Source organism: Rhodococcus sp. BP-241 (assembly GCF_019836145.1).
Taxonomy (GTDB): domain Bacteria; phylum Actinomycetota; class Actinomycetes; order Mycobacteriales; family Mycobacteriaceae; genus Rhodococcoides.
Map to the genome: position 1 here is coordinate 223157 of NZ_JABUEI010000004.1, position 15289 is coordinate 238445.

At 67.6% G+C, this 15289-nt stretch carries 13 protein-coding genes; 2 read left to right on the forward strand and 11 right to left on the reverse strand.

The genetic code is table 11. The features are described from left to right. Positions 1-3: 3 nt before the first annotated feature. Positions 4-1311, reverse strand: coding sequence for a hypothetical protein (locus HQ308_RS10300; RefSeq protein ID WP_056441306.1), 1308 nt, complete (start codon positions 1309-1311; stop codon positions 4-6). Between the two features lie 256 nt (positions 1312-1567). On the opposite strand from HQ308_RS10300, the gene HQ308_RS10305 reads away from it, so the two are divergent. Continuing rightward, positions 1568-2902 carry an O-antigen ligase gene (locus HQ308_RS10305; protein ID WP_222646325.1) on the forward strand — a complete coding sequence of 445 codons (1335 nt, stop codon included), beginning with the start codon at positions 1568-1570 and terminating at the stop codon, positions 2900-2902. A 28-nt stretch (positions 2903-2930) separates the two neighbouring features. Next, the gene (locus HQ308_RS10310; RefSeq protein ID WP_222646326.1) at positions 2931-4136 is read left to right on the forward strand and encodes a hypothetical protein; all 1206 of its coding nucleotides are present in this window, start codon (positions 2931-2933) and stop codon (positions 4134-4136) included. Here the strand turns inward: HQ308_RS10310 and HQ308_RS10315 are convergent. From HQ308_RS10315 to HQ308_RS10360, 10 genes are all read right to left on the reverse strand, one after another. Continuing rightward, the gene (locus HQ308_RS10315; protein WP_222646327.1) at positions 4130-5152 is read right to left on the reverse strand and encodes a glycosyltransferase family A protein; all 1023 of its coding nucleotides are present in this window, start codon (positions 5150-5152) and stop codon (positions 4130-4132) included. The two genes, HQ308_RS10310 and HQ308_RS10315, sit on opposite strands and share 7 nt — an antisense overlap. Before the next feature lie 58 nt (positions 5153-5210). After that, the gene (locus HQ308_RS10320; protein WP_222646328.1) at positions 5211-6401 is read right to left on the reverse strand and encodes a glycosyltransferase; all 1191 of its coding nucleotides are present in this window, start codon (positions 6399-6401) and stop codon (positions 5211-5213) included. Then, positions 6398-7615, reverse strand: coding sequence for a hypothetical protein (locus HQ308_RS10325; protein ID WP_222646329.1), 1218 nt, complete (start codon positions 7613-7615; stop codon positions 6398-6400). The genes HQ308_RS10320 and HQ308_RS10325 overlap by 4 nt, the downstream gene beginning before the upstream one ends. Next, entirely contained in the window at positions 7612-8769 is a 1158-nt protein-coding gene (locus HQ308_RS10330; RefSeq protein ID WP_056441287.1) for a DegT/DnrJ/EryC1/StrS aminotransferase family protein, read from the reverse strand. The genes HQ308_RS10325 and HQ308_RS10330 overlap by 4 nt, the downstream gene beginning before the upstream one ends. Then, on the reverse strand, positions 8766-10223 hold the full coding sequence (locus tag HQ308_RS10335) for an oligosaccharide flippase family protein (protein WP_056441285.1): 1458 nt from the start codon (positions 10221-10223) through the stop codon (positions 8766-8768). Before HQ308_RS10335 ends, HQ308_RS10330 begins: the two co-directional genes overlap by 4 nt. Positions 10224-10230: 7 nt before the next feature. Further along, entirely contained in the window at positions 10231-11364 is a 1134-nt protein-coding gene (locus tag HQ308_RS10340) for a DegT/DnrJ/EryC1/StrS aminotransferase family protein (protein WP_222646330.1), read from the reverse strand. Next, positions 11361-12374 carry an SDR family NAD(P)-dependent oxidoreductase gene (locus HQ308_RS10345; RefSeq protein ID WP_222646331.1) on the reverse strand — a complete coding sequence of 338 codons (1014 nt, stop codon included), beginning with the start codon at positions 12372-12374 and terminating at the stop codon, positions 11361-11363. The genes HQ308_RS10340 and HQ308_RS10345 overlap by 4 nt, the downstream gene beginning before the upstream one ends. Beyond that, positions 12371-13429: a Gfo/Idh/MocA family protein gene (locus HQ308_RS10350; protein WP_222646332.1), complete on the reverse strand. Its 1059-nt coding sequence runs from the start codon at positions 13427-13429 to the stop codon at positions 12371-12373. The genes HQ308_RS10345 and HQ308_RS10350 overlap by 4 nt, the downstream gene beginning before the upstream one ends. Further along, a complete protein-coding gene (locus HQ308_RS10355; RefSeq protein WP_222646333.1) occupies positions 13426-14220 on the reverse strand; it encodes a WecB/TagA/CpsF family glycosyltransferase in 795 nt (264 codons plus the stop codon). Before HQ308_RS10355 ends, HQ308_RS10350 begins: the two co-directional genes overlap by 4 nt. A 443-nt stretch (positions 14221-14663) precedes the next feature. Continuing rightward, the gene (locus tag HQ308_RS10360; RefSeq protein WP_027506190.1) at positions 14664-15248 is read right to left on the reverse strand and encodes a TetR/AcrR family transcriptional regulator; all 585 of its coding nucleotides are present in this window, start codon (positions 15246-15248) and stop codon (positions 14664-14666) included. Positions 15249-15289 lie beyond the last annotated feature (41 nt).

Here is a 15289-nt window from a genome sequence, read left to right on the forward strand (position 1 = left end):
GCGTCAGGTCAGACATGCTGCGCCGCCCGGCAACTGGTAGACGTGGACGGCGTTGCCGTCCTCGAACGTGTCCGAGATGCGGCCGTCGGTGATCGGGACGTCGCGACCCTCGCCGACCACCGACGCCGTCGACACCGCGCAGTCGACGGTGATCTCCGCGTCGACCGGACCCGGCTCGGTGGATCCGGCGAGAATGTAGAGCGCATCACCGTGGATGCGGGTCGACGTCGCGATCCGGGAGTCGTGATGCACCAGTCCGTCCACCGAGGGGGAGTTCAGGACCGGGGCGAGTTCCGCGACCTCCCGACCGGTTCTCGCGATTCCCTCCCTCAATTCGCTGCCGCAGTCACGAATCGCGTGCTGGGTGGGACAGGGCCCCCCGAAGTTGTGAACGAAGTAGGTGATTCCGCGGGCTCCGGCGATGAGACTGCTCCACACGGCGGCTCGGATCTCCGGCACCGTGATGGTGGGGGCCCACTCCTCACGGAACGGATGTCCCACCTCGACGAATCCCCACACCGGTCGGCTTCCCGGCGGATCGACGAGCGACCGAACGCGCTCCACCGTCCGCCCGTAGTTGGCGGCGAGACGGCACCTGTCGTCCGGAACGGTCTCGCCGTCGTTGACCAGCCCGCCGCCCTCGGTCCCGGCGCACACCGAGGGGTCGGTGAACCAGTACACGTCCGCGGACACCACGTCCTGGTACTCGTTCACGAAGCGGCCGGCCTGCTCGTCCGACTCCCAGTACGCGACTCCCTTGCCGTAGTTGGTGAAACGCAGAGCCCCGTCCGGCGCGCCCTCGGCGGCCTTCGCCATCACCGAGTACCCGCACGGCTCGTCGGACGGTTCGCAGACATCCCCTTCGCCCGGCCTGAGTCCGGTAGCCGCAGCACTTCCGGGTCCCGCCCACATGTCCGCCTCGTCGGCGGTGAAGTAGCCGGCCACCGGGCCCTCCGGTGTGCTCGAGCTCGTGATCGCGTACATACCGTTGTCGGCGATGCGTTGCAGGTCCGTGTCCGCCGTCGGCTCGAGATACACGTTGATGCCGGCGGCCTTCTCCACGGGCCACCCCGTGTCGTCGACCACCGACTCGGACCACACCGCCATGGGGAAGAAGTCGGGGTCGTCGGGCAGAGAGTCGGTGAAGCGCGAGTAGAAGTCGGGACCACCGTCGACCTGACGCACGACCACGGACGAGGACGAGACGGGCGTGGGAGACGCGGTCGACGTCCCCGGCGGTTCGATCGCGGTGCACCCGCTGATCGCGAGGACCAGGACCGCGAGAACCGTGCCGACTCGTGTGCGTCTCATGACGGAGAACCTCTCGGAAGTCGAGCACCGTAATACACACCCGACGAGCGGCGGTGTCTCGTTGTGGGGCCCACTGTTCCATCTCTCGAACCCGGAAACCATACCGATGGGCAAGGTGTCATTCGATCGATCGATCCTTCTCCTCGGAACCGACCCGAAGAGCAGTCGTGCGGTATGTTATCGACGACGGTTGGTTCATCGGGGGGTGCACGACCGACCTCACCGCTCTGCGCGGCCGATCGCGAGGAACCACCACATGGTAAGCAGCACAGTGCCTCCGGGACGTCGCGCCGGCCCGGAGTCGTCAGTCGGTGCGATCCCGCTGTTGCTTCGGATCATCGTCGTGGCGGCTCTGGTGCTTCCCGCCAACATGGTGTTCGCACCCATCGGGGCCGTGGGATACGCCGCGATGCTGGTTGCCATCGCGATGTTCGTCGTGTGGGCCGCTGCCGTGGTGTGGCGCGCACACGACCCCATTCCTCATCGCCACCCCGCACGGATCGGACTCGCAGCACTGTGGCTGTCGTCCGTCCTGTCCTACATCCGCATGTCCGACGTCGACGAGGTGCAGCGAGCGTCCGCGGATCGGTGGATCCTGACGATGTTCGCGATCACGGCCCTCATCGCCGTCACCGCGGAGACCGTCCGCACCCTGGACCACGCGATGACACTGTCGCGTACCTTCGTTCGCGCGGCGACGGTGTGTGCGGCCGTCGCGCTGTACCAGTTCGTCATGAAGACGGACCCGCTCGACCACGTCCGCACTCTGATGGTCGGGATGACGGACAACGGTGGAGCGACGACCTTCCAGGCGCGCGGTCTGCTGACTCGGGTCGCCGGCAACACCTTCACTCCGATCGAACTGGGACTCGTCCTCGCGATGGTCCTTCCGCTCGCGGTGTGGCGGGCGCTCCACGACCCGTCCGGACGGGCCTGGGTGCACTGGACCCAATGTGGTGCAATTGCATTCGCTTCCGTCATCACGGTGTCGCGGTCAGCCATTCTCGGTCTGGTCGTCGGGGCGATCGTCACTGTGCCGTTCCTCCCCCGTTTCGCGCGTCGCTGGTCGGCGATCGCCATCCCCTTCGTCGTGGTGGTTCTCTTCGTGTCCGTACCCGGTCTGATCGCCACGCTTCGGGCCACGCTGTTCGCGGACGCCGAGTCGGATCCGTCGCTGCTCACGCGCGTGAACAACTACCCGAGAATTCAGGCGATGATCGAACGTCACCCGTTCTTCGGTAGCGGACCGGCAACCTACATGCCGACCAATGCCCTGCAGATCCTGGACAACGAATACCTCAACAGTGCCATCGAACTCGGGCTCGTCGGCGTGGTCGCACTGATGCTCTTCATGCTCACGCCCGTCGTAGCGGCTGTGGGAGTGGCGTTCTGGTCGAGTGAGCCGTCGCTTCGGTTGCTGGCGGCAAGCGTCGGGGCCGCGTGCGCCGTCGCCGCCGTCGGTTCGGCAGTGTTCGACTCGCTGTCGTTCCCGGTCTTCACCATCGTCTTCCCGATCTTCGTCGGGTTGTCCGGAGCGGTCTGGATGATCGCTCGGAACACGGCACCTCGCGGATCGGCCGCACCCTCATGATCACCGAAAGGCTCTCGCTATGGATCCGATGACAGTCGTGCGCATCGTGTGGCGTCACAAGTACATCGCCCTACCGTTCGCCGTGCTCGCCGGTGCACTGGTCGTGGGAGCGCTCTTCTTCGGTCCGCGCGCGTACCAGGCATCGTCGTCCTACGCGATGATCACCCCGTCGCTGCCCAGCGATCTCGCGATCGACGCGGACCCGGAACTCGGTGCCAGAGCTGACAATCCGTATCTCCGATCCACCGATCCCACACTCGTACTCGAGGTCGGTCGCACTCGTCTGTCGTCGGAGGACGTCGGTTCGATCCTCGAGAACGAGGGGCTGTCGACCGAGTTCACTGTCGGCCAGGGCCTCGCCACCACCGCTCAGATCCTGACCATCACCGCGTCGGCACCCGACCCTGCCGTGGCCGTCGCGACCGCTGCACGACTGGGCGAACTGCTGAGTGTCCAGGTACGGGACGCTCAGTCGGTGAACGGCGCGTCCCCGGAGTTCATGATCACGATCCAGCCGATCAACATCCCCACCGGAGCCGTGGAGCGAGTGTCGAGCCGTCTTCGCAATGCTGCGGTGGCCGGAATCGGCGGCATCGTGCTGCTGGTCGGCGCCATCTCCGTGGCCCGTGCGCTGGACGACCGTCGACGGACCCCGTCGAAGCCCCCGGTGGAGCCGTCGACTCGGACCCGGCCGGACGACGGGACGACGAGCACGCTCGACCTCCGTCGCGCGACACCCGTGTCGGACGATCAGGAGGTCACGCGTCCGGTACCCGTGGTGTCGGCTCTGCCGGCTCCCGAACCGTCCCTGCCGTCCCCACGGCCGCAGACTCCGGCGGCCACGCCCGCGCCCACCAGAATCCCGGCGCGGCCGCACGGTCGGCCCACCACGACGCCGACCGGCACGCCGATCGACCGGGTCGACGGCACCGGACCGAATCCCGTACCGGCACGGGAATCCGCCACCACACGCTCCGCGACCACCGTGGAGCCGAAGACCTCGACGAGACAACGCCCACCGAGCATGCCGTCGGTCATCCCCGCGCGTCGGCCGACACCGGCCACCACACCGGCTCTGACCGTGCAACATCGGACACCGGACGAGACGACCACGACGACCGTCACCAGGTCACGGACCGGCAGCTCCGTACGACCCACACCGCGCATCGGGCGACCGAACGGAGACACGGCCGATCGCTCGGCTCGGACGCGAGACGAAGCCGATCGTCAGTAGACGCCGTCGCGGTGCCACCGCCGCCATGCGGCCTGTGACCGCAGTCGGCGGGCGACCCTGTCGGCGACGTAGGACGGGCGGACAGCCGATCCCGCTCCGCGGCGCACTCTCGCGTCGACGGTGGCCCACGCCGTCGTGCCGATGATGCCCGGGTCGACGTCGGCCGCGAACCTTCGACAGCGGTCCACGAGGTCGAGATCGACCGCGCGCCGGTCGAAAGCCCCGCGGGCACGCTGCAGGGCGTCGCGAGCGAGAGCGTTCCGAGCGGCGGCGTACATCTCCGCGGCGCCGTCCACCTCACCTGCTGGACCGGAGAACAGGGTGTCGAAGGCCGCGCGCCGCTCCGACAGGTCGCGCATCGGATCCACCTCGCGGGCGGACAGACTGGCGGGGTGGTCGCGATGCCAGGCCTGATCCACACCGCGGATGTAGGCGACGTCCGCGAACGCTGCCAGTCTGAACCACATCTCCATGTCGTGGGTGTGGGCGAGCGGCATCTGACCTCCGACCTCGTTCACCAGCGACATTCGCATCATGACTTCCGGCGAGGTCACCACGTTGAGTGCATCGACGCACCGGTCGCGCAGCCATTCCCCGTCGGACCAGATGGTCACGTCCCTGATCCGGGTGGACGGCGCCGGACACACGTCCCCGGACACGTGCAGGGGGTGGCCGTACACCATTCCCACACCGGGCCGGTCCCGCAGCACTCGTGCGGACCGCTCGAGCGAGCCGGGTGTCAGCATGTCGTCGGCGTCCAGGCGTACCAGGAACTCCCCGCGTGCGCAGGCCAGACCATCGTTGAAGGTCTCGACCGGGCCGCGGTTGGTGGTGTGTGCCAGGACGGAGACCATCGAGAAGCGTTCCGCCAGAGCGGTGGCCACGGCGAGGCTGTCGTCCGTCGACGCATCGTCGACGATCACGACCTCCACGTCGACCTCCGTCTGGTCGAGGACGGACATCACCGCCGACGGCAGGAAGTGCGCGTAGTCGAAGCAGGGGACGACGACCGACACGGTCGCTCGTCGACCGTCAGCGGTACTCGCGAGCGGGAACGGGACCCGACGCACGGTGTCAGGCGGTCCGGCCGTCGGCGGACGACGCGACCGGTGACGGATGTACGACCCTGTACGCGAGGAACTTCGCAACCTCGCGAGCCGATCGCGCGAGCGCGCGTGGTTCACGCCCCGGCGCACTCGACAGGACGTCCTCGTACATCGACTCGAGTGCCGACGCCAGGACCGTCAACGAGTACCGTCGCCGAGCCAGTTCGAGGCCGTACGCACCCAGTTCGGTGCGCAGGGCCCGGTCATCGAGCACGCGCACGATCTCCGGTTCGAAGTCGGCGGCACCGCGCCCTCCCCGGCCGAACCATCCCGCGTAGAGGAACTCGTCGACGGTGTCGGGAGTCAGCAGCTTCCAGTAACCGCCCTCACCCTGCACCACCAGAGGCTTCCCGAACGCGAGACCCTTCAGGGCCGAGCTGCCCATCCCGATCATGACGTCGGCGGCGTCGTACGCCGGCCGCGGATCGAGCAGCTGTCCCGTCACGTGGATCACGGTGCGGCCGTGATCGGCATTGACGATGTCCGCTCGTCGCCTGACCTCGTCGAGACCGGTACCGTCTCCCACGATCACCATCGTCACGCGTCGATCGTGCGCGAGTCGGCCGAGAACGTCGAGGGCGACGAGTGTGCCCTCGAGCTTCTCGAGGTCGGAGGTCAGTCGGCAGACCGTGGTCACCACGATCTCGTCGTCCTCGAATCCGAAGACGGCGCGGGCCACCGCACGATCACCGGCAGTGTTGAGATCGGTGTCGATGGGCGGCTCGGTGAGTAGCACTCTCTCGTGCACCGCGCGCCTCTGGTCCACCATCTCGCGGGTACTGAGAGTCATGGGCAGATGCCGGGGCAGGAAATCGTCGACGACCATCGACAGCACCGTCATGAGTACGGGCACCCCGAACCTCAGGTGCGGCCCGAACGTCGCCTCCAGGCTCGGACCCCACTCGTACGCATGGATCAGATCGATACGTTCACGTCGGACGATGTCGACGAGCCTCCGGACGGACCCTGGTGACAGGTCCGCGTCGGTTCGTTTGACGATGCGGGGCACCCCGACCTCGTCGACGAGCGGATCGAGGACGCCGTGCGGTGCGTACAGCACCACGTGGTGTCCCATGTCGCGCACCTTGGCGGCCAGCTCTATCGCATTGATCTGGCTGCCTCCCATGGACATCTGGTGCGGTATGACGAGAATTCTCACGGCGTCATCACTCTCTCGACCTCGTTCCGAACTGCGAGCGTCAGTGCTGTGACCAGCGACCGACCGGATCGGTCCCAGGACCCCGGACGGCGCGCGCGCCCCATGGCGCTCGCTCTTCCCGTCACGTCGTGGTGGTCGACGACGTCGCAGAGCGCCGTGGCGAGCGCACCGGGTGTGGGTTGCGCCCACACCACACCGGGATGCACCACATCGGCGCGTGCTCGCGGCGACTCGTTGACGACGGGAACGGCGCCGCACATCGCCATCTCCTCCACCACCAGCGAGATGTTCGTGAACGAGAGCCCTATTCCTCCGACACACGAGTTGTACAGAGCCGCCAGCTCTTCCGGGGTGAGCACACCGTGCTCGACGGCGGGAGCGGACATGGTCAACGGACGCGGGCCGATCAGGTGAATGGTCTGATCGGGTCGTCGGGCGTGGAACTCGTCCAGCGCCACGCCGGCCAGAATCGACCCTCGTCGCGCCGTGTCCGGCCTCGAGTAGAAGGCGATCCCGTGACGGGGAGTCGCTCCGCGCAACCGATACGTGTCCGTGTCGCAACCGAACTCGATCACCGAACTGTCGACTCCCACGTTCGTGCGGATCTCGTCGTGCACCATGTGACCCAGTGCCAGAAGGTGGAAGCCGAAGCGGTAGGTGTCCTCCGCCAGTGCGTACTCACTGCCCGGCGGGTAGAAGTACGGTTCGTAGTCCTGCACGAAGTAGAGTCTCGTTCCGGGGATGTCACTCCGGCCGGCGAGGACGTGAGCCGACTGCCAGGACGTGGCGACGTACGCGTCCGCGACACCGAGGCCGGCGTCGATGTCCTCCACCGCGGCCCGGACATGTGGCCACCTGGCCCTGATCGTCTCTCGATTCCGCGCCAGATCGACCCCGTGCGGGTCGTACAGGAGAATTCGGCACTCGTGTCCGGCATCCTCCAGCGCCGCCACCATCCGGAACATCGTCGCGTGTCCCCCGGATGCTGCTCCCGGCGGAGAACACACCCATCCGACCACCAGCGCGTCGGACATCTGCCTCGTGGACGGCGGTGGCAGACGCACCGACGACGAGTCGACGATGTCGCCGACGCGGATCGGGAACTCCAGTCTGTGAGCGCCGGTCCGGTCGTAGAGACGGCGTACCACTCGCTGCGTCAACTCGTGAACCGAGCCCGAGGACACGAGCCTGCCGACGCGGGACGACCTCGTCACGACGACCCCCGGATCGCACTCACCAGTGCGGCGACCACCGTCTGTTGCTGCTGTTCGGTGATGTGCGGGTGCAGCGGCAACGACAGGATCTCACCGGCAGCCGCCTCCGCCACCGGGTGCGCCCCGACCCCACGCCCACGGTGCGCGAGGGCGGGTGTGAGGTGCAGTGGGACGGGATAATGCACTCCCGCACCGATACCCAGTTCGCCGAGACGCGTGACGACACGATCCCGATCCTGGACGCGGACCACGTAGAGGTGCCACACGTCGTCGTTCCCCGACGCCGACTGCGGCGTCACCACCTCGGGCACGTCGGCCAACATCTGCTCGTACCGCGCGGCCGCGGACCTGCGGCGGGTGTTCCAGTCGTCGAGCCGAGACAGCTTGAGCGACAACACGACCGCCTGCACCGCGTCGAGGCGGGAATTGAAACCGAGAATCTCGTGGTGATACTTCGCCACGCTGCCGTGCGCGCCGAGCATGCGCGCAGTCCGAGCGACCTCGTCGTTCGACGTCACCACTGCACCCGCGTCACCCACGGCACCCAGGTTCTTACCAGGATAGAAACTGGTGGCGGACACGTCGCCCAGCGTTCCGGCCGTCCGTCCACCCCGCCGTGCGCCCTGTGCCTGGGCGCAGTCCTCGACGATCGAGATTCCCGCGCGCGCGCACGACGACACCAGATCCTCCACCGGGGCCACCTGACCGAACAGGTGCACGGGAACGATCGCACGCGTGCGGGGTGTCAGGACCTCCGCACAGGATGCCGGATCGAGAAGCAGATGGTCCGGATCGACGTCCGCGAACACCGTCACGGCACCGATTCGCTCGACCGCTTCGGCGGACGCGACGAAGCTGTTCGCGGGAACCACCACCTCGTCGCCCGGGCCGACCCCCACACTGCGGAGGGCGATCTCGAGCGCGTCGGTCCCGTTCGCCACTCCGATGCAGTGCGTGGAGCCGAGATAGTCGGCGTACGCACTCTCGAACTCCCGGACCGGAGACCCACCGATGAACGCCGTGTCGTCCACGACCCGGCGGAGCGCCGGCCACAACTCGTCGCGGATCTCGCTGATCTGGGCGCCGAGATCCACCAGCGGGATCGGGCCTCCTGCAGGGCGAACTGCGGCGATCGACTGATCGACAGTCGTCATCGAACTACTCCTCGTCTCGGTGCTGCGGTGGTGTTCTCGTCGTTCATCAGGGCGACGACCCATCCGTGCAGGGCTGCGGCGTAGACGCACGCCGCCGCGCCGCCTCCGGTGACCACGGCGAGCCAGGGGTTCGAGATGAGGGACACTGCGGCGAACGCCGCGGCCGCTGCGGGCACGAAGGCCATCAGGGGACGAATCGCCGCACGACCCAGCGCGCCGATGTCCGCCCCTACTCGGTGCACTGCGATCAGATACAGGGGCAGGACGACGACGAGGCCCACCGCGGTGTGCGACCACCCGACACCCTCGATGCCCCCCACACGGGCACCGACGATGCTCGCCGGCACCAGGATTCCGATCCACAGCACCTGGATCGTCAGCACCACGCGCGATGCACCGTGTGCGAGCAGGTAGGTCGCGAAGAGATCGAACATGACTCGCAGTGTCGCGAACACTCCGAGGGCCACCAGGGCTCCTGATGCGTCGGTCCAGCGGTCGCCGTAGAGCACCGAGATGACGGGTGCGGCCATCACGGCGAGCAGCACCCCGGTCGGAAGAGCGCCTGCCCAGGTGAGCGCACCGGCCCGCGCGAGTGCGCCCCGCCGTCCGCCCACCCCCCCGGCCTGTTCGGACTCCCGTGCGAACCACGGTAGAGCCACCGCGCGCACGATGGTGCCCATCGCATTGGTCGGCCAGGTGGAGATGTTGAAGGCGAGTGCGTAGAAGCCGAGTGCGACGTCCCCCACGACTCTCGCCACCACGAGGTTGTCGATGCTCACGACCGACCAGGACAGCACGTTCGCTGCCGCGATCGGAGCTCCGAACGCCAGGGCCGGCCGCAGTCTCGACCGGTCGAACCCGAAGTGCGGCAGCATGTCCGCACGAAAGAACTGCACGCCCGTCGCACACAGCTGACCCGCGATCCGGGCGATGGCCAGCGACATCGGTCCCACATCGGCCAGTACCAGGACGACGGTCACCGCCGCACTGACGACGAAGTCGGCGGACGCGGCGGCCAGAAGGGACTTCTGATCGAACCGCCGCAACAGGAACGCGTACGGGACGACGCCCGCCGATGCCAGCGGGATCGACAGCCCGAGCACGGCCACGACCGCCGCCGAGCCCTCGACGGCGAACGTGCGCTCGATCAGCGGTGCGGCGGCGAGAAGCACCAGGGCGAAGACGCACCCGACGACGAGGCTGATGGTCGCCGTCGTCGGTGCGTCGCCGTGCGGGTCCTTCGACCGAACGAGGCCCGAGGACAGGCCCAGGTCGGCGATCGAGGTGAGAACCGTCGACACCGTCAAGGCGACCGCGAACACGGCGAAGTCCTCGGGCACGAACATGCGTGCCAGGAAGATGCCCACCCCGAGGCTGCCGAGACGAAGCCCGATCGATCCCACACTGCCCCAGGCGATGGCACCCTTCACCGAATGGTCGTCGGTGATCGTCACGGAACACTCACGGGCGCTGCGCCATCACCGTGACCACACGATGGTGCTCGTCGTCCGTCATCGCGTGGAAGAGCGGCAGAATCAGCGTCGACGCGGTCAGGTGCTCCGTCACGCTCAGATCACCGACGACCGCGTCGCTGCCCTGATATGCGGGCTGCACGTGGGAGGCCATGATGCCCCTGCGCGCCGAGATGTCGTCGGCCGCCAGATCACGGAGATAGTCGTCGCGGCTGCGCGCGGCATCCGGTCCGATCTCGACCCAGAACGACTGGAAGTTCGCCTCCCCGTTCTCGGGATCGGCCACGCATCGCAGACCGCGCACACCGGCGAACGCGTCCCGATACCGCTGCGCGAGTGCGCGACGCCGCTCGATGACGGCGTCCAGCCTGCTCAACTGGATCAGGCCTACCGCGGCCTGCAGGTCGGTCATGCGGTAGTTGTAGGCCACCTCGGTGTAGGTCTCGGCCGCGGGCAGAGTGTCCTCGTGCCGTGACGCCGCGGATCTGCTGGTGGCGTGCTCACGCAGTGACCGCGCACGGTGGGCCCAGTCCGCACGATCTGTCGTCACCATCCCGCCCTCCCCGGTGGTGAGGATCTTGCGGGGGTGGAACGACCAGGCCGCGATGTCCGCACCGACACCCACGGGGCGACCCCGGTAGGTCGCGCCGGCGCCGCACGCGGCGTCCTCGACGACCACGATGCCCAGCGGGTCGGTGACCTGCCGGATGTGGTCGATCGCCACCGGCACACCGCCCTGATCGACGGCGACGACCGCGCGCGTCCGAGGTGTCAGAACGGCCGCGAGCGTGGTCGCGTCCATGTTGCCCGTCGTCCGGTCGACGTCGGCGAAGACCGGTCGAGCCCCGACGTACCGCACCGCGTTCGCCGTCGCGACGAAGGAGAACGACGGCACGACGACGTCGTCTCCCGGTTCGATCCCCGCCACTACGAGAGCGAGGTGCAGGCCGGTCGTGCAACTGCTCACCGCGACTGCGTGGTGCACGCCCATGCGGCGCGCGAACGCGGCCTCGAACTCCGCCACACGCGGACCCTGTGCGATCCAGCCGGACTCGAGCGCCGCCGTCACTGCGGCGATCTCCTCGGCTCCCAGCCAGGGGCGCATGACGTCGAGCCGAGTCACGTCGTGGACGCCGTCAGACCGGAACCGGACGCCGTCAGGCCCGACACCGCGTGTCGACGCGGTCGCCACCAGTCGACGAGTGCCCGCAGACCGTCCTCCAGTTCGACCGACGCCGAGTACCCGAGATCCACTGCTGCGGATGATGTGTCGGCCAATCGTCGGGTCACGGCGTTGACCGTCCGGGCCGGCCCGAACTCGATCGGAAGATCCGAGCCCATGACGCGCAGCAACGCCTCCGCCAGCTCCCGCAGGCTCGTCTCACGACCACTGCCGATGTTGTAGACGCCGTCCACGATCGAGGACGATGCGGCGGCAATGTTGGCGCGTGCGATGTCCTCGGTGTACGCGAAGTCCATCGTCTGAGTGCCGTCTCCGAAGATCAGGGGTGAGCGCCCGTCGGTGATCCGCTCCATCCACCGAACGAGCACCTCGGTGTACAGACCGTGGACGTCCATTCTCGGTCCGTAGACGTTGAAGTACCGCAGGGACACGTGATCGGTGCCGTACATGGCGCGGAAACTCCGGAGCATGCCCTCGCCGAAAGACTTCGCCGCGCCGTAGAAGGTGTCGTTGTTGTGGTGGTGATGACGCTCCCCGGTCGGGAACGTCTCCGCGAGGCCGTACACCGATGCGGAGGAGGCGGACACGATCTTGTCGACGCCGTTCGCAGCGGCGGCCTCGAACACGGTGAAGGTCCCGTCGACCAATACCTCGAGTGCGAGCCGAGGCTCCTCGGCACACTGTGTGATCCGGATCGCCGCCTGGTGGAACACCACATCTGCGCCCGACACCACGTCGTTCACGAGATCGCGATCGCGGATGTCGCCTTCGACGAGTTCGACGCGCGGATCCTCGAGCGATTGCTCCAGGTTCTCGCGACGCCCCCGCGTGAGGTTGTCGAGCGCGATGATTCGAGAGCACCCGGCATCGACGAGCTGATCGACGATGGTCGATCCGATCGTGCCGGCACCGCCCGTGACGACAGCCGTGGCACCGTTCAGTTCGGTCATTCCATGTCCCCGGTCTCGGAGTCGACGTGGCGGGGCCGGACGGCCTCACCGTGGTGAGCGGCGCTGTGCGACGCGGCCTCGAGCACCGAGAGCACGCGGAGCCCGGCGGCACCGTCGGTGCGAGCGGGCCGATCCTCCCGGATCGCGGCCGCGAACTCGCCGACCATGAGCCGCAAGGCTTCCGTCTCCGCCAGGGCCGGCACGGTGATGTCGCCCAGCCGATACGAGACGGCGGCGCGTCGACGGTCGTCCTGGCTGGGCTGTCCCATCGTCACCCCACGGTCGTGGAGCGACACTCGCCGGATCGGGTCGAGGTCGTCCCAGACCAGGGTGCGGTGGCTGCCACCGATCACCATCTGACGAATCTTGGTTGGTGACAACCAGTTCACGGAGATGTGCGCGGACGCACCGTCACCGATCTCGACGGTGAGGTGCGAGACGCACGACTTCCCGGACCCCAGCGGGTCGGACTCCGTGGCCGACACCCGAGTCGGGGCCAGCCCACCCGGAAGGATGTAGTCGAGCACCGAAAGATCATGCGGTGCAAGGTCCCACAACACGTCGACGTCGGGCTGAATCAGTCCGAGATTGATCCGGGTGGACTCGATGTAGAGAATGCGGCCGAGCATTCCCTTCGCGATCACGTCGTGGATGTACTGCACGGCCGGTGTGTAGCAGTAGGTGTGGTCGATCATCAGGGTCAGGCCGGCGTCGCTCGCCGTCCGCACCATCTTGGATGCGTCCGCCGAGCCGGGGGCCAGCGGCTTCTCCACCAGCACATGCTTTCCCGCGTCGAGAGCCGCCAGGGCAATACTCGCGTGCGTCGCCGCCGGTGTGGCGATGGCCACCGCGTCGACATCGGCGCGCGCCAGGACGGCCTCGACACTGGTCTCCACGTCCACCGTCGACCGCTCGCCGACAACGGCGTGCGCTCGGGACTCGTCACGATCACAGACGGCCACCAGATCCCAGGCCGGGTGTGCCCGAAAGTTCCTGGCCAGGTTCGGTCCCCAGTAGCCGGCGCCGATCACGGCCACTCCGTAACGTCTCGTCATCGTGCCGTGGTGCCCTTCTTCTCGGTCGACGGATCCGAGTCCGCCACCAGGTAGGCGCCGCGGAGACGGAACCATGCTTCCGGACCCTGGACGACGTAGCGACGCGCGAGCCGCCGCGGCTCCATGGCCAGGCGGAACAACCATTCGAGCCCGTGTTCGCTGAAGAAGTGCGGCGCTCGTGAGACCTCACCGGCCATGAAGTCCGCGGCGGCACCGAAGGCGAGCAGCAGCCGCGCACCGGTCACGTCACCGAACTGCTCGATCCAGAGTTCCTGGGTCGGCTTACCCAGACTGACGACCACGATGTCGGCGCCGGCCGTCCGGACCTGCTCTGCCATCTCCCGTGCGAGAGTCGGACTTTCGACGGTCGTCCGGTCCGGTTCCCAGTACCCGACCACATCGATCGCCGGGTAGTCACGACGGAGCCGCTTGCCGAGCAACTCGTGCACCCGAGGAGTTCCCCCGACGAATCCGACGGAACTGCCCATGGTCTCCGCGACACGCAAGATGTCCGGGAGCAGATCCGATCCCGTCAACCTCGGCCACTTGGTCCCGGTCAGGTCGTTCGCCCTGTCGACGATCGGCTGGCCGTCGGCCAGAAGTAGCCACTCGTGGGTCGGGCGCTCGTCCGGCAGGTTGAGGCGCGACCGCTCGATGCCGCCGAAGTGGTGGATGTGGTCGAGATTCACCGACCCGATCGCCAGCGGTTTACCGCCTGCCAGCCGGTCACGAACCATGTCGAGCACGTGCGGCGAACCGCACAGATCGACGCGAGTACCTGCGACGATCATGCGTGCCGTCCGTTGCGGACACGAGTTCACCCGGCCGGGAGGACCGGGCCGGACGAGACGCTGCCCCTGGTGGAGCGGGGCGGGTGCGGGGGTGAGCCGCAGTTCAGTCGGGAGGGACGCATCGTCCGGCGCCCCGAGCGCCGTGGAACCGTTCATGAACTTCCTCGAATGATCAGCCTCGAACTGGACTTGCGGCAGAGCGGCAGGAGCGCGGGGACGAACTGCGTCCGACAGGACTGCAGCGATTCCCTCAGCCGCGAGCAGCACGACAGTTCTCGCGGCGAACTGTGCGGTTCGAACTGTAGGCCGAAACAGTCCACGAATCGCTTTTTGCTCGCTAAATCATTCGTTCGAATGAGAAATACACCGTATCGCGGTATGTACGAATGTATTTCGCAGACGCACCACGCACGTGATTGCGCCCGCGCATCCGCGAACTCGCGTCAGGCCCGAAGCCCCCGCCACGCGAGGCTCTCGAGAAGGTCGACCGCCTGGTGCACGTCGATCTCGCCGCCGGCGACCCTGTCGGCCACGGCCTCGCCGGCACCGACCAGGGCGACGGCCATCAGTCCGAAGTTGTGTTCCGGCCGCGGGTCCTTGGTGCTCATCTCGAGCAGCGACGCGGTGAGGCTGATCAACCGATCGCGGCTGCTCTGCACCTGACCGGCGAAGGCCTGCTGGCCGATCGCCTGCCGGTAGAGCACCATCCACGACGAGCGGTGCTCGTCCACGAACGTGAGGAACCCGAGCAATGCCTTGCGCAACTGCTCGCGGGGAGTGAGCGTCGGGTCCGCCGCGGGAGTCATCGCAGCGACGAACTCGAGGCCCTCCCGATGGATGCACGCGGCGAAGAGCTCGTCCTTGCTGCCGTAGTACAGGTACAGCATGGGTTTCGAGATCTCGGCCCGTGCGGCGATGGAGTCCATCGACGTGCTGTGAAAGCCGTTCTCGGAGAACACCTCGATGGCGGCGTCGAGCATCTGCTGCTCACGGACGGCGCGCGGCAACCGCTTGGTTCCGCCTGCCATGCGTCCTCCCCGGAGCTGTCCGCCGTACGACCTCCCGACTC